This is a genomic window from Oleiagrimonas soli (assembly GCF_000761445.1).
Classification (GTDB): domain Bacteria; phylum Pseudomonadota; class Gammaproteobacteria; order Xanthomonadales; family Rhodanobacteraceae; genus Oleiagrimonas; species Oleiagrimonas soli.
Genome location: NZ_KN196470.1, coordinates 406,331 through 426,856 on the forward strand (window position 1 = coordinate 406,331; position 20,526 = coordinate 426,856).

The 20,526-nt window shown below is 67.9% G+C and carries 20 protein-coding genes; 14 read left to right on the forward strand and 6 right to left on the reverse strand.

All coding sequences use genetic code 11. From position 1 onward, the window contains the following. Nucleotides 1–13 precede the first annotated feature (13 nt). From LF63_RS01730 to LF63_RS01765, 8 genes are all read left to right on the forward strand, one after another. Nucleotides 14–733 (forward strand): hypothetical protein, encoded by a 720-nt coding sequence (locus LF63_RS01730; RefSeq protein WP_152569212.1) that lies wholly within the window; start codon nucleotides 14–16, stop codon nucleotides 731–733. Nucleotides 734–1,036: 303 nt separating this feature from the next. Then, a complete protein-coding gene (locus LF63_RS15120; RefSeq protein ID WP_161782310.1) occupies nucleotides 1,037–1,573 on the forward strand; it encodes a thioredoxin fold domain-containing protein in 537 nt (178 codons plus the stop codon). Nucleotides 1,574–1,969: 396 nt separating this feature from the next. Continuing rightward, complete coding sequence (locus LF63_RS15125; protein WP_152569213.1) at nucleotides 1,970–2,557, forward strand: hypothetical protein; 588 nt, start codon at nucleotides 1,970–1,972, stop codon at nucleotides 2,555–2,557. Further along, a complete protein-coding gene (locus LF63_RS01745) occupies nucleotides 2,554–2,754 on the forward strand; it encodes a helix-turn-helix transcriptional regulator (RefSeq protein WP_184655053.1) in 201 nt (66 codons plus the stop codon). Before LF63_RS15125 ends, LF63_RS01745 begins: the two co-directional genes overlap by 4 nt. 2 nt (nucleotides 2,755–2,756) lie before the next feature. Then, nucleotides 2,757–4,322 (forward strand): alpha/beta hydrolase, encoded by a 1,566-nt coding sequence (locus LF63_RS01750; protein WP_043099198.1) that lies wholly within the window; start codon nucleotides 2,757–2,759, stop codon nucleotides 4,320–4,322. After that, entirely contained in the window at nucleotides 4,319–5,053 is a 735-nt protein-coding gene (locus tag LF63_RS01755) for an ABC transporter ATP-binding protein (protein WP_043099199.1), read from the forward strand. Before LF63_RS01750 ends, LF63_RS01755 begins: the two co-directional genes overlap by 4 nt. Then, nucleotides 5,050–6,225: an ABC transporter permease gene (locus LF63_RS01760; protein WP_043099202.1), complete on the forward strand. Its 1,176-nt coding sequence runs from the start codon at nucleotides 5,050–5,052 to the stop codon at nucleotides 6,223–6,225. Before LF63_RS01755 ends, LF63_RS01760 begins: the two co-directional genes overlap by 4 nt. Before the next feature lie 99 nt (nucleotides 6,226–6,324). After that, entirely contained in the window at nucleotides 6,325–8,076 is a 1,752-nt protein-coding gene (locus LF63_RS01765; protein ID WP_052394556.1) for a dipeptidyl-peptidase 3 family protein, read from the forward strand. A 453-nt stretch (nucleotides 8,077–8,529) separates the two neighbouring features. On the opposite strand, the gene LF63_RS01770 is transcribed toward LF63_RS01765, so the two are convergent. The 3 genes from LF63_RS01770 to hemH form a co-directional block, all read right to left on the reverse strand. Continuing rightward, nucleotides 8,530–9,021: a GFA family protein gene (locus tag LF63_RS01770; protein WP_235205254.1), complete on the reverse strand. Its 492-nt coding sequence runs from the start codon at nucleotides 9,019–9,021 to the stop codon at nucleotides 8,530–8,532. A 61-nt stretch (nucleotides 9,022–9,082) separates the two neighbouring features. Then, a complete protein-coding gene (locus LF63_RS01775) occupies nucleotides 9,083–9,928 on the reverse strand; it encodes an alpha/beta fold hydrolase (RefSeq protein ID WP_043099204.1) in 846 nt (281 codons plus the stop codon). Continuing rightward, entirely contained in the window at nucleotides 9,925–11,043 is a 1,119-nt protein-coding gene (gene hemH, locus LF63_RS01780) for a ferrochelatase (RefSeq protein ID WP_081945043.1), read from the reverse strand. The genes LF63_RS01775 and hemH overlap by 4 nt, the downstream gene beginning before the upstream one ends. Before the next feature lie 110 nt (nucleotides 11,044–11,153). Between hemH and LF63_RS01785 the strand changes: the two genes are divergently transcribed. The 4 genes from LF63_RS01785 (at nucleotide 11,154) to tatC (ending at nucleotide 13,364) form a co-directional block, all read left to right on the forward strand. Further along, on the forward strand, nucleotides 11,154–11,849 hold the full coding sequence (locus LF63_RS01785) for a lipid-binding SYLF domain-containing protein (RefSeq protein WP_043099206.1): 696 nt from the start codon (nucleotides 11,154–11,156) through the stop codon (nucleotides 11,847–11,849). An 83-nt stretch (nucleotides 11,850–11,932) separates the two neighbouring features. Then, nucleotides 11,933–12,169, forward strand: a complete 237-nt coding sequence (locus tag LF63_RS16390) for a twin-arginine translocase TatA/TatE family subunit (protein WP_043099208.1) — start codon at nucleotides 11,933–11,935, stop codon at nucleotides 12,167–12,169. Between the two features lie 18 nt (nucleotides 12,170–12,187). Then, nucleotides 12,188–12,613 carry a Sec-independent protein translocase protein TatB gene (gene tatB, locus LF63_RS01795; protein ID WP_043099209.1) on the forward strand — a complete coding sequence of 142 codons (426 nt, stop codon included), beginning with the start codon at nucleotides 12,188–12,190 and terminating at the stop codon, nucleotides 12,611–12,613. Continuing rightward, entirely contained in the window at nucleotides 12,603–13,364 is a 762-nt protein-coding gene (tatC, locus tag LF63_RS01800; protein WP_043099211.1) for a twin-arginine translocase subunit TatC, read from the forward strand. Before tatB ends, tatC begins: the two co-directional genes overlap by 11 nt. A 17-nt stretch (nucleotides 13,365–13,381) precedes the next feature. Here the strand turns inward: tatC and LF63_RS01805 are convergent, their stop codons facing one another. Both LF63_RS01805 and LF63_RS01810 read right to left on the reverse strand, forming a co-directional pair. Further along, entirely contained in the window at nucleotides 13,382–14,728 is a 1,347-nt protein-coding gene (locus LF63_RS01805; protein WP_043099212.1) for a S41 family peptidase, read from the reverse strand. Nucleotides 14,729–14,754: 26 nt separating this feature from the next. Further along, nucleotides 14,755–15,912, reverse strand: a complete 1,158-nt coding sequence (locus tag LF63_RS01810) for a murein hydrolase activator EnvC family protein (protein WP_052394558.1) — start codon at nucleotides 15,910–15,912, stop codon at nucleotides 14,755–14,757. A gap of 107 nt (nucleotides 15,913–16,019) precedes the next feature. Between LF63_RS01810 and LF63_RS01815 the strand changes: the two genes are divergently transcribed. Continuing rightward, nucleotides 16,020–16,790, forward strand: coding sequence for an NRDE family protein (locus tag LF63_RS01815; RefSeq protein WP_043099214.1), 771 nt, complete (start codon nucleotides 16,020–16,022; stop codon nucleotides 16,788–16,790). Here the strand turns inward: LF63_RS01815 and LF63_RS01820 are convergent. Further along, nucleotides 16,776–18,674: a sigma-54-dependent Fis family transcriptional regulator gene (locus LF63_RS01820; RefSeq protein WP_043099216.1), complete on the reverse strand. Its 1,899-nt coding sequence runs from the start codon at nucleotides 18,672–18,674 to the stop codon at nucleotides 16,776–16,778. The genes LF63_RS01815 and LF63_RS01820 overlap by 15 nt on opposite strands. A gap of 248 nt (nucleotides 18,675–18,922) precedes the next feature. Between LF63_RS01820 and adh the strand changes: the two genes are divergently transcribed. After that, nucleotides 18,923–20,443, forward strand: a complete 1,521-nt coding sequence (gene adh / locus LF63_RS01825) for an aldehyde dehydrogenase (protein ID WP_043099217.1) — start codon at nucleotides 18,923–18,925, stop codon at nucleotides 20,441–20,443. Nucleotides 20,444–20,526: the final 83 nt, after the last annotated feature.

Sequence of the window (20,526 nt, forward strand, 5' to 3'; positions counted from 1 at the left end):
CAATTCGATGAACATGAAAACCAGACAATACGCGCTGTGGTTGGGCTTGCTGATGGCTGCGACGTGGACGCTCAGCAGCGGATGCAGCGCGCAGCCGAACCCGTCGGATACGGCGGTCCAGGCGCATGCGGTCACCGGGAAGGTGCCGGACGAGAGCGCCATCAAGGCGCTGGTCGACGATGCGAACGTGGGGGCGGTCGCGCCCGATGCCGACGATGCCGACGATGCGATCTCGGACCGCATTCTCGATGGTTTCCAGGCCGCGCCTTCCGGGCTGCAGATCGAGGACGGTCCTTCCATCGCCTGGGGCTTCAAGTTCCAGCAGGGCAACCAGCAGTCGGCGGTGGTTTACGATGCCTCCGGACACGTGCTGCTCGCGGCCATCGTCAACGACATCGTGCGTGTCGACGACGGTATCGGTCCGGCCGTGACTTCGCAGGAGGCCTACGGCAAGCGGGTCAAGGACGCCGGCGTCGATCCGCAGGTGATGGTGTTCGCCGCTTCGCGCGACGCGCTCGACCGCGGCTATCCGTTGTTCCGGCGCTGGCTGCAGGCGGACCTGCTCGGCTTCAACATCGATTGCGCCAAGAAGGCGGCGGCGTGCGCGTTCGCCGAGAAGCTTTCCGTGCCCGTGCAGGCGTTCGTCGCCGGGCCGAGCGGCAAGGGACCGGCCAAGGTCGCCACGCCATCCGGCGCGGCAGCCGCCGTTCCGTTGGGACGCTTCGTGCAGTAAGGCACTGCATCGATTCAAGGCGCGCGACCAAGGGGCGGGTCGTGCGTTCGTCACGCAAGCGTGCAGGGCACGCAGGAGCCTGGACGTATGGACAAGGATGGGATGGCGCGCGGGACGCGGGTCGCGATGCAGGCGAATCGCGGATGGCGCGGCGCACGATGGGCGTTGATCGTCCTCTGCGTCTGGCTCGCGGCGTGTTCGAGCGGGAAGGATGCCGCCACGAGCGCGCAGGTGGATGCGGGAACCAAGCCGGCGGCTGTAGACACGCACGATGATCCGGCGTCGCGTGTCGACTGGACGGCCATGCAGGCATTCTGGACGCAGGCGATGCAGCTGCCCGGCATCGACACGGGTCCCGCGGACAGCAACAAGCGCATGCTGGTGATCTTCGATCCCGATTGCCCGGTGTGCGCACGTCAGTGGCGCGTGTTGCAGCCCTATCTGGATCGGGTGCGCATCCATTGGGTTCCGGTGGCCTACATCAACGGCGCCAGCCTGCATCGCGCGGCCGCGATCCTTTCCGCGGCCGATCCGGCCAGTGCGCTCGCGCGCAACGAGCAGGGTTTCGACTTCCGCCGGCAGCAAGGCGGGCTGGCGATTCCTTCGGACATCTCCGCGCAGGCGCTCGATACGGTCCGCGCCAACACCCGGACACTGATGCGCGATGCGGGCGTGATCGCCACGCCGACGCTGGGCTTCGAGCTGTATCCGCACAAGCGCTACTACCGCATGCTCGGCATGCTGGACGCGGCGGGGATGAAGCGTGCGGTGGACACGCTCGGTCACACCATGGACCCGTGGCATGCCGAGTCCACGACGGCGGAGCAGCATTCGCCGTAATCCGTTTCGAGGAGTCACGGCGTTCGGCGGCCTCCGAATGAAGCGTTGGACAAGCGCGATCTGCGTCGTACCGACAGGGTGGCCGCGATGCTCACGAGGGGTTCGCGGCCGATGGGCGGAGCCGATTCGGCTGCTGTGCCGTCGGACTTCCATGGCCGCGAACCACGCCGTGCAGCGGCAGCATGCGATCCGCATGATCTTCGCGCCACGAGGCGCTCGTTCGGCGCGCGGCCGGGAGCATGTGCGCCGGGCGCTCGGTCAAAAGTAAAGGGTGCTTGACATCACCGAAGCGTCTGCTTCAGACTCCATGTCAAGCACACTTTACACGCGTGCGCGGTCCGGGTCCGGCGTTCGTCGCCACTCGACCGTCGCACGCCGCACACGTCCGAGGCACACATGAATGGCAAACCGATGAGCAAACGTGGCCTGTTGCGCTGGACCGGCGGCATCGCCGTTCTGCTGGGCGTGGCGGCGCTGGCCGCCGGCATGATCCTGACGTGGCCGACGCTGCGCGATCTGGGCATCCTCGGACTGGTGCTGGGCGGCGTGTGGCTGCTGTTCTCGCTGTTCACCCGCGACGAACCGCTGCGCGCGCCGCAGCGACGCTACGTGCGCGAGTTCTTTCCGGCCATCGTCGCCTACGTGGTGATCCTGTTCTCGGTCTGGCCGATGCTGCAGCACGTGCACACCAACGGACTGCGCGTGCTGATCGCCTTGCTGCCGGTGCTGCCGATCGTCTTCGTGGTGCGCGCGATGGTGCGGCTGGTGCTGGCCAGCGACGAGCTGGAGCGACGCATCCAGCTGCAGGCGATCTCGGTTGCGAGCCTCAGCGTCGGGCTGGTCAGTCTGGCCCTGGGCTTCATGGCGGCGGCCGGCGTGGTGCTGCTGAAGAACGCGCTGGTGCTGGTGCTGCCGGCGATGTTCGCGGTCTACGGCATCGCCGTCTGGTGGATCCGCCGCGGCTACGACGGTGGCGAACCATGAACAACCGGCTGCGCGTGCTGCGCGCCGAACACGGCTGGTCGCAGGCCGACCTTGCCGAGCGTCTCGATGTGTCGCGACAGACCGTCAACGCCATCGAGACCGGAAAGTACGACCCGAGCCTGCCGCTGGCATTCCGCATCGCGCGGGTGTTCGGGTCGCCGATCGAATCCATCTTTGATCCGGGAGATCAAGCGTGAAGATGAAACCAGGAGTACGCATCGCGATCGTCGTCGGCATCGTGGTCGCGATTCTCGCCGGCAAGCAAGCGTTCAAGCACGATGCGTCGGCGCCTGCCGATTCGGCATCGACGCAGACGCCGGCCAAGCCCATACACGTCGAGGCCAAGCCGCAGGTGTGGCATCGCGGTCGTCTGACTTTCAAACCCTGCGAGCTGAGTCGGCCGGGTTCGGGCCGCCGCGCGGCGGCCTGGTGCTCGCCGTTCGAGGTGCCGGAGAACCGTGCCGATCCGAACGGCCGCAAGATCGGCCTGAAGCTGGCGATCGTGCGCAGCGCGTCGATGGTGCCCGATCCGGACATGGTGGTGTTCCTGGCCGGCGGGCCGGGACAGGCGGCCACGCGCGAGTACGTGATGGCGTCGAAGGGTTTCGAGGAGCTGCACAAGCATCACGACATCCTGCTGCTGGATCAGCGCGGCACCGGCGATTCCAATCCGCTGACCTGCGCGCAGACCGAGAAGAACACCGACCCGAACATCGACTACAGCCAGGATCCGGACGCGCGCGCCGCGTACCTGAAGAAGTGTCTGGCCGAGGTCGAGAAGAAGGCCGACCCGCGCTACTACACGACGACCGATGCCGTGGCCGACCTGGAAGCCGTGCGTCAGGCGCTGGGCGCGCCAAAGTTCGACCTGCTGGGCGTGTCCTACGGCACGCGCATGGCGCAGCAGTATGCGATGCGTCATCCCGACGCGGTGCGCAGCATCGTGCTGGACTCGGCGGTGCCGAACACGGTCGCGCTGGGCCAGCTGATCGCCGAGCACCTGCAGCAGGCGCTGCGCAAGGATTTCGCGCTGTGCACCGCCGATGCGGCCTGCAAGAAGCGTTACGGCGACCCGTACCAGACGCTGCAGAAACTGGTCGCCGACGTGCGCGCGAATCCGCGCATGGTCACGGTACGCGATCCACGCACGTATCAGCCGAGCCAGCGCATGTTCAACCAGAAGTCGCTGGCGACGGTGGTGCGCCTGTTCGCCTACTCGCCGGAAACCATCGCCCTGCTGCCGCTCAGCATCGACGCCGCGGCGCATGGCGACACCGGGCCGTTGATGGGTCAGGAGCGCCTAATCAGCGGCGACCTCGGCAGCGACATCAATTCCGGCATGGGTCTGAGCGTGACCTGCGCCGAGGATGCCGACCTGATCCAGCCGCGACCGCAGGACAAGGACACGCTGCTCGGCGACGATTTCGTGCGCGAGCTCAAGGCCAACTGCGCGATCTGGCCGCACGGTACGCGCCCGGCCGATTTCCATCAGCCCCTGCGCGGCAAGATCCCGACGCTGGTGCTCTCGGGCGAACTGGACCCGGTGACGCCGCCGGCCTGGGGCAAGCAGATCGTGGCCGACCTCGACAACGCGCGCCAACTGGTGCTCGCGGGGCAGGGCCACTCGGAATTCATGCGCGGGTGCATGCCGAAGGTGATCCGGCGCTTCATCGACCAGCCCGATCCGAAGACGCTGGACGCGAAGTGTCTGGACCGTCTCGGCCCCACGCCCCCTTACGTCACTTTCAACGGAGCCACGCCATGATCGAGGTCAAGGATCTCCACAAGACCTTCGGTGAGGTCAAGGCTGTCGACGGCGTCAGCTTCAGCGCGCGCGACGGCGAGATCACCGGCCTGCTCGGCCCCAACGGCGCCGGCAAGACCACCACGCTGCGCATGCTGTACACGCTGATGTCGCCGGACCGCGGCCAAGTGCTGGTCGACGGTATCGATCCGGCGTCCGATCCGGTCGCGGTGCGCAAGCGGCTGGGCGTGCTGCCCGATGCGCACGGCCTGTACAAGCGGCTGACTGCGCGCGAGAACATTGACTACTTCGGCCGTCTGCAGGGCATGGACGAGGCGCTGATCGCGCAGCGTCGCGAGGAACTGATCGAGGCGCTGGGCATGGGCGATTTCGCCGCCCGCCGCACCGAGGGCTTCTCGCAGGGGCAGCGGGTCAAGACCGCCATCGCGCGCGCTTTGGTGCACGGTCCGGATCACGTGATTCTGGACGAGCCGACCAACGGCCTGGACGTGATGGCGACCCGCGCCATGCGCGCCTTCATGCGCAAACTGCGCGACGAAGGTAAATGCGTGTTGTTCTCCAGCCACATCATGCAGGAGGTGGCGGCGCTGTGCGACCGCATCGTGGTGATCGCGCACGGTCGCGTGGCGGCCGACGCCTCGCCCGACCAGCTGCGCGAGCAAACCGGCGAATCCAATCTCGAGGACGCCTTCGTGAAGATCATCGGTACCGAGGAGGGCCTGGCCGCATGAACGCCACCCTGACCGTATTCCTGAAAGAGGTCCGCGAGAACCTGCGCGACCGCCGCACCATCACCAGCGCACTCGTCATGGGTCCGCTGCTGGGGCCGTTCCTGTTCGTGATGCTGATGAACGTCATCATCAACAAGCAGCTGGACAAGGCCGAGAAACCGCTCAAGGTGCCGGTGATCGGCGCCCAGCGCGCGCCCAATCTGGTGCACGCGCTGGAGCAGTACGGCCTGGTGGTCGAGCCGGCCATCCAACACCCGGAAGCCGCGGTGAAGCAGCAGCTGGCCGACGTCGTGCTGCGCATTCCGGCCAGCTATCCGAAGGCCTGGAACAAGGGCGATCCGGCGCAGGTCGAGGTGATCTACGACGCCTCGCGGCGCGACGCGGACACGCCGGTCAAGCGGGTCAAGGCCATGCTGGAGCAGTACTCGCGCACGCAGGGCGCGATTCGCCTGCTGGCGCGCGGCCTGTCGCCTGCTGTGTCGACGCCGGTGGTGGTGGCGCAGCGCGACCAGTCCACGCCGCAATCGCGCGCCGGGCAGCTGTTCGCGTTCATGCCGTACTTCTTCGTGGTCGGCGTGTTCATCGGCGGCATGTATCTGGCCATCGATCTGACCGCGGGCGAGCGCGAGCGCAAGTCGCTGGAACCGCTGTTCGTCAATCCGGTGGCGCGTTGGCGCATCCTGCTGGGCAAGCTCGGCGCGACCGCCGCGTTCGCCACCGCCAGTCTGGTGCTGAGTCTGGTCGCGTTCCACCTGGCGGGCTACATCCTGCCGACCGACAAGCTGGGCATGTCCATCGATCTGGGCCTGGGCTTTGCCGGCACCGTGCTGTTGCTGATGCTGCCGCTGGCGGCGCTGTTCGCGTCGCTGCAGACGCTGGTTTCGGCCTTCGCCAAGAGCTACCGCGAGGCGCAGACCTACCTGTCGATCCTGATGCTGCTGCCGATGCTGCCGTCGATGATCCTGAGCTTCACACCGGTGAAGGCGACCAACTGGATGTATGCGGTGCCGTTGCTCGGTCAGCAGCTGGGCATCACCGAGCTGCTGCGCGGCGGTTCGGTGACGGCGGTGCAGGTCGCGCTGGTGCTGGTCAGCGGCTTCCTGGCCGCGCTGGTGGCGGTGCTGGTCACGGTGAGGGTGTACGGCTCCGAGCGCCTGGCGATCTCGGCCTGAGTGTCCGCATGCCCCGTCGCGTTGCGGCGCGACGGGGTGCGGCTGTATCGGTGGCGGCATCCCGATAGACTGGACTCTCCATGTTCGGGGGAGAGTTCCATGCGCACGTCCATCCATGCTTTCGGCCTGCTGATCGCTTCGGCGGCGCTGTTGACCGCGTGTCACGACAAGCCGGCCGCGACGCCAGAGTCGGCGGCCGCGAAACCGGCGGCCAGCACCGCCGCACCGGCGTCGGCTTCCAGCAGCGCCAGCTACGCCAGCCGTCACCTCGACGACTACGCCACGGTGAAGCTGACCGCGGACCTTTCGCACCTCGATGCGAACCAGAAGAAGATGGTCGGGCTGCTGATCCAGGCGGCCGACGAGATGAATCCGATCTACTGGAAGCAGTCGGTGGCCAACGCTGACGCCCTGCGCGCGCGCATCCACGACGACGCCACGCGCGAGCTGTTCGACATCAACTACGGCCCGTGGGACCGGCTCAACGCCGATCATCCCTTCGTCGCCGGCGTCGGTCCGCGCCCGCTCGGCGCGCAGTTCTATCCGGCCGACATGACCAAGGCGGAATTCGACAAAGCGCCGCTCAAGGACAAGACCAGTCTGTACACCCTGCTGCGCCCGGTGCTGCATCGCGAGGGCACCGGCGAGCTGACCACGGTGCCCTATCACGTCGCCTACCAGCCGCAGCTGGACAAGGCCGCCGACCTGCTGCGTCAGGCTTCGGCGCTGGCCAAGGACCCCGGTTTCGCCAAGTACCTGAAGCTGCGTGCCGAGGCGCTGCAGACCGACGACTACCAGCCCAGCGACTTCGCCTGGATGGACATGAAGAACAATCCGGTCGACATCGTCATCGGCCCGATCGAGACTTACGAGGATCAGCTGTTCGGCTACAAGGCCGCCTACGAGTCCTACGTGCTGATCAAGGACCAGGCCTGGAGCGAGCGGCTCAAGCGCTTCGCCAAGTACCTGCCGCAGCTGCAGCGCGACCTGCCGGTGCCGGCGAAATACAAGGCCGAGAAGCCCGGTTCCGACGCCGACCTCAACGCCTACTTCGCGGTGTACTACGCCGGCGACGCCAACGTCGGCGCCAAGACCATCGCCATCAACCTGCCCAACGACGAGCAGGTGCAGCTGAAGAAGGGCACGCGCCGCCTGCAGCTGGAGAACGTGATGCAGGCGAAGTTCGACAAGATCATGAAGCCGATCGCGGCGACGCTGATCGCCAAGGACCAGCTCGACCACGTCACCTTCGACGCGTTCTTCCAGAACACCATGTTCCACGAGGTGGCGCACGGCCTGGGCATCAAGAACACGCTCGACGGCAAGGGCACGGTGCGCAAGGCGCTGAAGGAATACGCCTCCAGCTTCGAGGAAGGCAAGGCCGACATCCTCGGCCTGTACATGGTGCGCAAGCTCGGCGAGATGGGCGAGCTGGACAAGGCCAAGCTGATGGACAACTACGTCACCTTCCTCGCCGGCATGCTGCGTTCGGTCCGCTTCGGCGCCACCGACGCCCACGCCCAGGCCAACATGCTGCGCTTCAACTATTTCCTGCAGCACGGCGCGATCACCCGCGACGAAGCCACCGGCCGCTACCGCGTGCACTTCGACAAGATGACCGCAGCCATGGCCGCGCTGACCACGCGCATCCTGACCCTGCAGGGCGATGGCGACTACGCCGATGCGAAGAAGATGGGCGATGCGATGGGCGTCGTCGGGCCGCAGCTGGCGTCTGATCTCAAGCGATTGGATCAGGCCGATATTCCGGTCGACATCCGTTTCGAGCAGGGGGCGAAGGTGTTGGGGTTGGATGACGGCGCGGCGAGAGCGGCTTCAACGGCGCGTCCGTAACGCAACACTACAGCGGGGATGGTTGCGCGTTCTGCGGTCGTCCGCATGGAGGATTCTGCGATCGCCCCACGAACCATGTGCCTCGATCGAGCCATGCGCCACATGCTTCGATCGAGGTGCGATTCATGTGCTTCGATCAAATTATGAGGTACGTACTTCGATCGAGTCGCGAGCTACGTACTTCGGACACGCGGAAGGCTTTCCCGCGATCACAGCGCGCACTCCATCCTCGTCATCCCGGCGAAAGCCGGGAACTAGAGCCTGCAAACTTTGCCGCATGCCAAGACGCTGGGTCCCGGCTTTCGCCGGGATGACGAGGAGGGGTGTTGCGGGATGACGAGGATGTTGTTGCGGGATGACGCGGGGTGTTCCGGAACTCAGGTCATGCGTATCGCGTCATCGGAGTCGCGCTGCACGGCGTACGCGAGATGAATCGCCGGCGCGGGAGTCCGCTCAGGTGCCTCGTTCCAGCAAGGTACGGCGGCGAGCCAGGCTTGCTGCTGGCCAATGTTCCTTGCGGTCGTAGTAGACCGGCACGGCGGGCGTGCCTTCGGGCAGGATCACCCAGGGTTGCTTGGAGGCGGTGAAGATGTGGATGTCCGGCGGCAGGCGGTCCGGGTCGTCCAGCGTGCCGACACGGACGAAGGCGATGCGCGGGCCGGCGCCGTTGTAGTGGCTCCACAGCGCCACGAAGCAGGTCGGGCAGCGCGCGATGCGCTGGCCCTTGCCGCTGGCCGAGGGCGTGTCCACGAACAGAGGTTCGCCGGCGAGCCGGTGCACGCGGGCGGTCTCGATCATGGCGTTGATGACGAAGGCGCTGCCGGTCTCGCGCTGGCACCAGCGGCAGTGGCAGCCGTGCACGAACAGCGGCGGTCCCTCGATCGCGTAGCGAATCGCGCCGCAGTCGCAGCCGCCTTCCAGTTTTTCGCCCTCTTGCATGCGCATGATCGTGCTCCGCAGGAATGCCTGTCCGCATTGTAGGCACGCGGAAACGAACGGACGCGGTTCAGGCGAAGTGCGCGCGCAGATGCGCAGCCACGGCGTCGGGGTGTTCCAGGTGCAGGTGATGGTGGCCGTCGAGGTGTTTGATGCGGATGTCGGCGACATGCGCGGCGCGCTCGCGCAGCATGGTCTCGGGCAGGTAGGGCGTCTGCGGTCGGGCCAGCAGCAGGAGCGTCGGTGCGGCGATGCCTTCGAGCAGGCGGCGGATCTGCGCTTCGTCCATGCGTACCGGCGTCGGCTGGGTCAGGCGCGGGTCGCTGGACCAGCGGTAGCCGTCGTTTTCGCGCGTCAGGCCGCGCTCGACGATGCCGCGCGCCTGCGCCGCGGGCAGGTCGGTGGCGGCCGCGCGTACGCTCACGGCGGTGTCGATGTCGGGAAACACGCTGCGTTTCCGCGCGCCGCGGCGCAGGCGGCGCAGCGTGGCGTTGCGGAAGCGCTGCAGGCTGCGCGCGGGGTCGTCGGCGAGCGGTCCGAGTCCTTCGATCAGACCGAGCCGGCGCACGCGCTCCGGCGCGGCGGCGGCGACCAGGCTGGCGACGCCCGCGCCTAGCGAATGGCCGAGCAGGTCGAAGTGCGTCAGCGCCAGCGCATCGGCGGCGGCCAGCACCACGGCGACGTATTCGGCGATGCCGTAGGCCACGAACGGACTGGCCGGCAGGTGTGCGGAACGACCATGGCCGGGCAGGTCCAGCGCGATCACGCGGTGCGTGTTCAGGCGCGGTGCCAGCCGCTCGAAGCTGGCGGCATTGTCGAGCCAGCCGTGCAGCGCCAGCAGCGGCGGCGCGTCGGCGGGACCGGACACGCAGGCCTTCAGTGCCAGGCCGGCGGCGTCGAGGTCCAGCTCGATCATGACGCGCGACGGGCGTTCGCGCGCTCGTGGGCGGCGGTCAGCGTCGCGGCGGCGCGGTTCGGATCGTAGGCGTCGTCGACTTCGGGCCAGCCCTGCATGTGGCGCAGGGCGAGGTCGGTCAGCGCCGCCACGTGGCTCGGCTGGTCGTTGAGCGCGGGGATGTAGCGTAGCGTTTCGCCGCCGGCCTCGACGAAGAAGTCGCGATTCTGCATCGCCACTTCTTCCAGCGTCTCCAGGCAGTCGACGGCGAAGCCCGGGCACAGCACGTCGAGTCGGCGCACGCCATCGGTGGCCAGTTGGCGCACGGTTTCGTCGGTGTACGGATGCAGCCAGCGTTCGCGGCCGACGCGCGACTGGAAACTGACCACGAGTTCGTCCTCGCCCATGTCCAGCCGCTCGCGCAGCAGGCGTGCGGTGGCCTGGCACTGGCAGAAGTACGGATCACCGGCGTGGAAGTAGCGCTCAGGAATGCCGTGGAAGGACAGCAGCAGCTTGTCGCCGCGTCCGTGCTGTTCCCAGTGCGCGCGCACGCTGGCGGCCAGGGCGTCGATCACGGCGTCGTCGGCGTGGTAGTCGTTGACGATGCGCAGTTCCGGCGGCCAGCGCAGGATTTTCAGCGCGTCGGCCACGGCGTCGATGACCGAGCCGGTCGAGGTGGCCGAATACTGCGGATACAGCGGCAGCACCAGCAACCGGCGCACGCCCTCGCGTTGCAGCTGGGCGATGGTGTCGGCCACGTTCGGCTGGCCGTAGCGCATGGCCAGGGCGACGCGGATCGGACCGCGCCGGCGTCGCCCAAGCTCGGCCTGCATGCCGGCGGCGAGGGATTCGCTGAACACGCGCAGCGGCGAGCCTTGTTCGGTCCAGATCTTGGCGTAGGCCTCGGCCGAGCGCGGCGGGCGGATGCGCAGGATCACGCCGTGCAGGATCAGCTTCCACAGCCAGCGCGGATACTCGATCACGCGCGGATCGCCGAGGAATTCGGCCAGGTACGGGCGCACCGCCTTGGCCGTCGGCGCTTCGGGCGTACCGAGATTTACCAGCAGTACACCTGCCGCCGGTAGGCTGTCATGTCGATAGCCGGCGAGGCCGGTATAGTTCGTGGATGCTTGCATCGGACCGGGTTCTGCACGGGATTCGATGCAGTCTGCCACAAGCCCGCATGCGCATGGCCGGAAGCGAAATCGGTGCTGCGCATCAGATTCCAAGCGTTCGGAGGCTCTTCATGTCCAAGCTGCGTGTACACGCGTTTCTGCTGGTTGCCGTCAGCGCCTTGCTGCCGCTCGCGGCGGCGCATGCGGATGATCGTGGCGAGGCGCTGCAGCGCGCCAGCAAGGCGGTCACCGTGTTGCAGCAGATCCAGCAGGCGCCCGACAAGGCGATTCCGCAGGAGCTGTTGCGCAATGCCAAGGCCATCGTGGTGGTGCCCGACGTGGTCAAGGCCGGCCTGGTGTTCGGCGGTCAGCACGGACGCGGCCTGGTGTCGGTGCGCACGGCCGACGGCACCTGGTCCAATCCCGTGTTCATCAGCCTGACCGGCGGCAGCGTCGGCTTCCAGGCCGGCGTGTCCGCGACCGACGTGGTGCTGGTGTTCCGTACCCAGCGCGGCGTGGATTCGCTGGTCGACGGCAAGTTCACCCTGGGCGTGGACGCGGCGGCCGCGGCCGGCCCGGTTGGTCGCAACGCGCATGTTTCGACCGACACGCAGTTCAAGGCCGAGATCTATTCCTACTCGCGCTCGCGCGGCCTGTTCGCGGGCGTGGCCCTGAACGGCTCCGTGCTGCGCATCGACTACGACGCCGACGCGGCGGTCTACGGCGCCGGCATCACCCCGCGCCGCATCTTCGAGGGCGGCGTGACCAACGTGCCCAATCAGGTGGTGGATTTCCGCGACCGCCTGGAGGAGTACACTGCGAAGTAGCCCGGCGCGCGAATGCGGTCCGGACCGGGCGATCCGTCACGCGGGTCGCCCTTTTACTATGCTGTTTTGATTGAGGAAACCCCGTGAGCGTAGGTCCCTTCCAACTTTTGCTGATCGTGCTGATCATCGTGCTGCTGTTCGGCACCAAGAAGCTCGGCAATATCGGCTCCGACCTGGGCAAGGCGATTCGTGGCTTCAAGAAAGGCATGAGCGACGACGACAAGGACGACGATGCGGCCGAGAAGCTGAAGGCCGATGCCCCGGCCGCGGATGCCAAGCGCGAGAGCGAGACGTCCTCGCAGGATCGTTCCGGTCACTGACCGGCACCGCGACGCGCCATGTTCGATATCGGATTCGGCGAACTGCTGCTGATCGCGGTGGTGGCCCTGGTGGTGCTCGGTCCCGAGCGCCTGCCCGGCGCCGCGCGCACGGTCGGCACGCTGCTGCGTCGTCTGCGCAACGGCTGGGAAAGCGTGCGCGCGGAGGTCGAGCGCGAGATCGAAGCCGAGGAGATGAAGCGCAAACTGAAGGAAGCGCAGGAGCACATCCGCGCGACCAGCGAGCAGGCCAAGGCCAGCGTGCGAGAGAGTGCCGAACGCGTCCGCGAAGCCGCCGACGCGATGAAGGGTCAGCCGCTGCACGAAGACGACGATCCGCAGCGACCGGCCGAAACCGAAGCAAACGCCGAGCAGGCCGATGCCGACGCGCCGGCATCGCGCCGCACCGACACCGCCGAACCGAGCGAGCGCCCCGATGAACGCTGAGGCCGACGAGCCGCAGGCCGAGGAAAGCCTGATCTCGCACCTGATCGAGCTGCGTTCGCGGCTGATCCGCAGCATCGTCGCGGTGCTGGTGCTGTTCGTGGCGCTGTTCCCGTTCCGCGAGTGGCTGTACACCGAACTGGCCGAGCCGCTCACCCGACACTTGCCGCATGGCGGACACCTGATCGCGACCGAGGTGTCCAGCCCGTTCTTCACGCCGATCAAGCTGACCGCGGTGCTGGCCCTGGTGCTGGCGATGCCGGTGGTGATCTATCAGGCCTGGGCCTTCGTCAGCCCTGGTCTGTACCGGCACGAGAAACGCCTGGCGCGTCCGCTGCTGGTGTCGGCGGTGCTGCTGTTCTACACCGGCTGCGCGTTCGCCTATTTTCTGGTGATGCCGGCCGCGTTCCGCTTCCTGACGGCGGTGACGCCGCAGGGCGTGGAAATGATGACCGACATCAACCACTACCTCAGCTTCGTGCTGACGCTGTTCTTCGCCTTCGGCCTGTGCTTCGAGGTGCCGGTGGCGGTGGTGATCCTGGTCGCGATCGGCCTGCTGTCGGTCGACAAGCTGCGCAAGTCGCGGCCCTACGTGGTCGTGGTCTGCTTCGCCCTGGCCGCCGTGCTGACGCCCCCCGACGTGATGTCGCAGGTGCTGCTGGCGGTGCCGATGTACCTGCTGTTCGAGGCCGGTATTCTGGCGTCGACGCTGCTGGTGCGCACTGACGGCGATACGGCCGACGCGGACGACTGACGTCGACGGCGAGCCGTCTAGTGCGCGGTCGCGGCTGCGTTCTTGCGGCTCAGCGCCAATCCCTTCAACACATTCAGCGCCTGCGCCAGGGCGTAGTCGCTGCGCGCCAAGGCGCCGTCGTCGTCCGGCTTGATCGGCGTCGGGCGGGTGGTGTCCGGCGCTTCATTGGCGAGGTGGTTGGGCAGGTCGGCCTCGGAACCGATCAGTGAGGGACCGTGGTCGCCGGCGCGGGCGACGAGGTCGGCGATGCGGATGTCCGGCGTGATGCCCTCGGCCTGGATCGAGCGGCCGCTCGGCGTGTAGTAGCGCGCCGTGGTCAGCTTGATGGCGTGGTTCTCGTCGACCGGGATCACGGTCTGCACCACGCCCTTGCCGAAGGTGCGTCGGCCCATCACCAGGGCGCGGCGGTTGTCCTGCAATGCGCCGGCGACGATCTCGGCCGCCGAGGCCGTGCCGTTGTCGACCAGCAGGATCAGCGGCGCGCCGTGCAGGATGTCGCCCGGGGTGGCGTCGAAGCTCATGTTGGCGTCGGCCAGGCGGCCGCGCGTGCTGACGATGCGGCCGCTATCGAGGAAGGCGTTGCTGACGCCGACGGCGGCGGTCACCAGCCCGCCGGGATTGCTGCGCAGGTCGAGCACGGCGCCTTTCTGCGGGCCGTGCTTCTTTTCCAGTGCGGCGAATTTGCTCTGCAGGTCGTCGACGGTATCGGCCTGGAACTGGCTGATGCGGATGTAGGCGTAGCCTGGCTCCAGTTCGCGCACGTTGACGCTGGTCAGTGCGATGCGCTCGCGCGTCATGGCGATGTCGGTCGGTACGCTGGATTTCTCGTGCACCACGGTCAGGGTGATTTTCGTGCCCGGTTCGCCACGCAATTTGGCGATGGAGGCATCGACGTCGTCGGGATCGACCGGCGCCTGGTCGACCTTCAGGATCACGTCGCCCGGCTTGATGCCGGCGCGCGCGGCCGGCGAACCGTCCAGCGGCGCGACCACCATCAGTTCGCCGTTGACCTGCGCCACTTCCACGCCCAGTCCGCCGTAGCGGCCGCTGGTGTCCTCGTCGAGCGTGTCCAGGCCCTGGCGGTCGAGGTAGGCGCTGTGCGGATCGAGGCCGGCCAGCATGCCGGAAATGGCCTTGTCCATCAGTTCGCGGTTGCTGACTTTCTCCACGTAGGCCTGGCGGATGATTTCGTAGGCGCGGGTGAAGTTGCGGATGTCGCGCAGATCGACGCTGTCGTCCTGCGCCGCGGTGCTGGCGGCAGGCGCGGGTGCGGACGTCGCGGACGCCGGCGTCTGCGCGGCGCGCATGGGACCGGACCATGCCAGGGCCGGCAGCAGGACGAGCAACAACATCGCGTGGCGCATGAAGATCTCCGATCGGTGCGCGGGAGTCAGGGACGTTTGGACAGCCAGGGCCGCGGGTCCACGGCCTTGCCCTGGTGTCGCAATCCGAAATATACGCCTTCGTGGCCGCCGGTCTCGATGCCCACGGTGCCGAGGCTGTCGCCGGCGTTGACCCAGTCGCCGACGTCGCGCAGCAGCGATTCGTTGTCGCCGTACAGGCTCATCCAGCCGTTGCCGTGGTCGACGATGATCAGCATGCCGTAACCGCGCAGCCAGTTGGCGAAGGCGATGCGGCCGTGAGCGACGGCGCGCACGGTGCTGCCGCGTTTGGCGTCGATGCTGACGCCGTCGCCGTTGCGCACCAGCTTGCCGCGCACCGGCCAGGGCAGATGACCGCGGCGCTTGGCGAATGGCGTGTCGTCGGGCAGCGAGCGCGGAATGTCGGCGAACACGTTGCTCAGACGCGCGATCAGGTCGCTGAGGTTCTTCTGGTTGCGTTGCAGTTGGCTGAGCTGTTGCCCCTGCTGCTTGAGCTGGTCCTGTACCTTGGCGAGCAGGGCGCGCTGGCGGTCGCGCGCGTCGCTCAGCGCCTGCCGGTGCGCCTGGCGCTGCGCGCGTTCCTGCTGCAGCGCCTGTTGTTCGTCGGCGATCTGCTGCTGCAGCGTCTGCAGCTTGATCAGGTCCTGCATCAGGCTGCGGATGCGCTCGATGCGGTCGCGCTGGAAGTAGCGCGAGTAGGCCAGCGCGCGGCCGATGCGGGCGATGTCGTCGTCGCCCAGCAGCAGGCGCAGGTCGGAGCCGTGGCCGAGCGCGTAGGCGGCGCGCAGCAGGTCGGCCAGCGCCGCGCGCTGGGCGTGCAGTTTCGCCTGCAGCGGCTTGCGCTGGGCGTCGAGCTTGTCCAGTGCGTCGTGCTTGGCGGCGATGGCGGCGTCGCTCTCGCGGACCGCGCGCGCGGCGGCGTTGAGCTGGTCGGCCTGCCGGGCCAGCTCGGCATTGAGCTTGTCGCGGCGCGTGGACGTATCGCGCTGCTCGCGGGTGAGCTGCGCGATCTGCTTCTTCACCGCGTCCAGCTTGGCTTTGGCTTGGGCCTGCTGCTGCTTGGCGTCGTCCGCGTGCGACACGCGCGGCCATGCGCCGGCCAGCAGCGCCAGCAGCAGGAGGGTCGGCACGATGCCGCGACGGAGGAGACGGTGCGAGAGGATCATGCCGCTCCGATTATGCCTTGCCATCGTCGTTGCGGGCGATGACCTGCGTGTGGCGGCGTCGGTCGCGGTCACCGACAATACAGCTTCGTTTCACGGAGTGTTGCGGCATGTGCCTGATCGCCTTCGCCTGGCAGACGCATCCCCGCTGGCGGCTGGTGCTGCTGGCCAATCGCGACGAGTTCCACGCACGGCCGACCGCGCCGCTGGCGCGCTGGGACGATGCGTCGGGTCTGGTCGCGGGGCGCGACCTGCAAGCCGGCGGCACCTGGCTGGGCGCGTGCCCCGGCGGTCGCGTGGCGACCGTGACCAACGTGCGCGATCCGGGGCACGGCGGCGAGGGCGCTTCGCGCGGGCTGCTGGTCAGCGACTACCTGCGCAGCGACGAAGCCTGCCGCGACTGGACCGCCGCGCTGGAGTCGCGCGCGGCAACCTATCGACCGTTCAATCTGCTGTGCTTCGATGCGGAAAGCGCCTGCTACGTGGGCAACCATCCGCGCGGCAAGCGGCGCACGGTCGAGGCTGGCGTGCATGGTTTGTCGAACGCGGATTTCGGCACGCCGTGGCCGAAGACGCAGGCGCTGATGACGCATCTGCAGCGCTGGATCGACCGCGATGAGGACGATGTCGCGCCGCTGTGGGACGCGCTGGCCGATCCGGCCGAATGGCCCGACGCGATGCTGCCCGATACCGGCGTGGGCATCGAGCGCGAGCGCATGCTGTCGGCGGCGTTCATTCGTGGACGCACCTACGGCACCCGCGCCAGCACCCTGGTGCGGGTGGCTCGCGACGGCGCGGTGCACATCGCCGAGCGGCGTTTCGGACCGGAAGGCGTGTTCGAGGGCGAAAGCGCGTTGTCGTTGCCGTCAATGCGTGTCTGAGGCGCGCGCGGCGTCGACACCGAGTTTGCGGTAGAGCGTGCTGCGGCTGATGCCGAGCTTGCGCGCGGCGGCCGAGACGTTGCCGTCGCAGGCGTCGAGCGCGGCGCGCATGGCTTCGAGTTGCAGCTGCTCCATCGCCGGGACGTCGCCGTCGACCAGCCGCAGGCGCGCGCTCTGCATGGCGTCCGGGGCGGGCCGCAGTTCGGCGGGCAGGTCGTCGACGCCGACGGCGCGGCCGGGCGTGCCGAGCGCGAGCAAGGTGCGCAGTGCGCCCAGCAACTGACGCATGTTGCCCGGCCAGGGCAGCTGCGCCAGATGCTGCAGCGTCTCGGGCGCCAGCGGCATGTCCTGCTCGTCGCCGCCGAGGTTATGCCATAGCTGTGCGATCCGTTCGGCCAGATCGGCCTGCGCGCGCAGCGGCGGCAGGTGCAGCGTGGTCTGCGCGATGCGGTAGTAGAGATCGGCGCGGAAGCGGCCGCTTTCGACGTCGGCGGCGATGTCGCGATGGCTGGCGGCGATCACCGCGAAATCCACCGGCGTGGCGCGGCCGCCGCCGAGCGGCGTGACTTCTCGCTCCTGCAACACGCGCAGCAGACGCGTCTGCAGGGCGGCCGGCATGTCGCCGATTTCGTCCAGGAACAGCACGCCGCCGTCGGCGTCGCGCAGCAGGCCGGTGGCGCCTTCGCGACGTGCGCCGGTGAAGGCGCCCGGGCGGTAGCCGAACAGCTCGGACTCGATCAGGTTCTCCGGCAGCGCGGCGCAGTTGACCGCCACGAACGGCGCGTCGGCGCGTAGGCTGCGCCGATGCAGTTCGCGCGCGGTGACTTCCTTGCCGCTGCCGGTCTCGCCCTGCAGCAGCACCGGGATGTCGGCGTCGATCAGGCGCGCGTGGCGTTGCAGCGCCTCCTGCATGGCGGCATCGAACACCGGCGCGACCGCGCGATTGGCTGCACGCTGCGATGTGGCGCGGCGTGTGGTGCGCGGCAGTCGCGCCGGGATCACGTCGCGTTGCGCCTGGAACGCGGTGCCGCCCGGTCCGCGCAGTTCCTGCACGCCGTGGCCGCGCGGTTGCGCGGACTCGAACAGACTGTTGTAGCGGCAGCGGCCGACTTCGCTCCAGTCGACGCCGAGCATGTCCAGCGCGTAGCGGTTGGCGGCGACCAGGTGATGATCCTCGAACACCAGCACGCCCTCGCGGTGGGTGCCGAGCAGCGCGGCGTCGGCATGCAGGCGGATCACTTCGCGCCCGGCCAGCTCGCGTTCCAGCAGGCGGCGTTCGATCTGGTCGACGGCGAAGCGCACCATGCCCAGCGCGTGCACGTGATGCACGCTGGCTTCGCCGGACAGATCGAGCAGGCCGACGGTATGGCCGCGGCCGTCGAGGATCGGCGAAGCGGAGCAGCTGAGCACGCGATGCGCGCCGAAGTAATGTTCCGCGCCGCGCACTTCGACCGGGCGCTTTTCGTGCAGCGCGGTGCCGATGGCGTTGGTGCCGGTCTGGTTTTCGCTCCAGGTCACGCCCGGGCGCAGCGCCACGCGCGCGGCCTTGTCGAGGAAGTCCGCGCTGCCCATGGCGTCGAGGATGAGGCCGTCGGGCGCGGTCAGGATCACCACGCTGCCGGTGGCCTGGGCGTCGGTGTAGAGCGCTTCCATCTCGGGACGGCACAGACGGCACAGTTCCTCGTAGCGCTCGCGCAGGGCGCGCACGGCGGCCTGTTCCTGCGGACCGGTGTCCAGTCGCGCGTCGCTGGTCAGGCCCAGCGCGCGGCAGCGGTTCCACGATTGCGCGATGGTGTCGGATACCAGTCCGCGCGGCGGCAGGCCGGCCTCGAAGAAACGGCGGCGCGCGGAACGGATGCTGTCGGTGGAGAGGCTGCGGCGCATGGCGAACTCCCGACTGTCGCATTCTGCGACAGTGTCTCAGGCGACTGTCTCCCTACAGATCACACAAACGCCCGGCAGTGCAAGTGCTGCGTGCGGCGGATGGTCTCAGGTCGATGCGGTCGGTTGACGTAACTTCATGTAAAGAAAGACATTGTCTCGGAATGTGTCGAACTGCGAATCGTTCCCGCATGCACTTGGCACGCCCTGTGCGTAGTCCCGTACACCTTCTTCAACACGGGAGCGAGGACATGACCAAACTGGAACAACATCATCTGCCGGTGCAGGTGCCCTTCAAGGAACGCTACGACAACTTCATCGGCGGCAAGTGGGTCAAGCCCAAGGCCGGCCGCTACTTCGAGAACATCACGCCGATCACCGGCAAGCCGTTCTGCGAGATCGCGCGTTCGGACAAGGACGACGTCGAAGCCGCGCTGGACGCCGCGCACAAAGCCAAGGACGCCTGGGGGCGGACGTCGGTGGCCGAGCGCGCGCGTATCCTCAACCGGATCGCCGACCGCATGGAAGCCAACCTCGAACTGCTGGCGCACGCCGAGACCTGGGACAACGGCAAGCCGATCCGCGAGACGCTCAACGCCGATTTGCCGCTGGCCATCGATCACTTCCGCTACTTCGCCAGCGCGATCCGTGCGCAGGAAGGCACCATCGGCGAGATCGACCACGACACCGTGGCCTATCACTTCCACGAGCCGCTAGGCGTGGTCGGCCAGATCATCCCGTGGAATTTCCCGCTGCTGATGGCGTCGTGGAAGCTGGCGCCGGCGCTGGCCGCCGGCAACTGCGTGGTGCTCAAGCCCGCCGAGCAGACTCCGGCCGGCATCCTGGTGTGGGCCGAGCTGGTCGGCGACCTGCTGCCGGAAGGCGTGCTCAACATCGTCAACGGCTTCGGTCTGGAGGCGGGCAAGCCGCTGGCTTCCAGCGACCGCATCGCCAAGATCGCCTTCACCGGCGAGACCACCACCGGCCGGCTGATCATGCAGTACGCCAGCCAGAACCTGATTCCGGTGACGCTGGAGCTGGGCGGCAAGTCGCCGAACATCTTCTTCGACGACGTCGCCCGCGAGGACGACGACTTCTTCGACAAGGCCATCGAGGGCTTCGTGCTGTTCGCGCTGAACCAGGGCGAGGTCTGCACCTGTCCGTCGCGCGCGCTGGTGCACGAGTCGATCTACGACCGCTTCATGGAGCGCGCGGTGGCGCGCGTCAACGCGATCAAGCAGGGCAACCCGCTCGACCCGGAAACCATGATCGGCGCGCAGGCGTCCTCCGAGCAGATGGAGAAGATCCTGTCCTACATGGACATCGGCCGGCAGGAAGGCGCCGAAGTGCTGGCGGGCGGCGCGCGCGCGGAACTCGGCGGTGAGCTGAAGGACGGCTACTACATCCAGCCGACGGTGTTCCGCGGGCACAACAAGATGCGCGTGTTCCAGGAGGAGATCTTCGGCCCGGTGGTCTCGGTGACTACGTTCAAGGACGAGGACGACGCGCTGGCCATCGCCAACGACACGCTGTACGGCCTCGGCGCCGGCGTGTGGAGCCGCGACGCCAACCGCTGCTACCGCTTCGGCCGCGCGATCCAGGCCGGTCGCGTGTGGACCAACTGCTACCACGCCTATCCGGCACACGCCGCGTTTGGCGGCTACAAGCAGTCTGGCATCGGTCGCGAGACGCACCGCATGATGCTCGACCACTACCAGCAGACCAAGAACATGCTGGTCAGCTACTCGCCGAAGAAGCTCGGCTTCTTCTGATCGACGTCACGCAAGGACCGGCCGCGCGAGCGGCCGGTCCGCATTCCGCTCCCCGGTATTCATGCGCGCGCCGCACGGCGTCG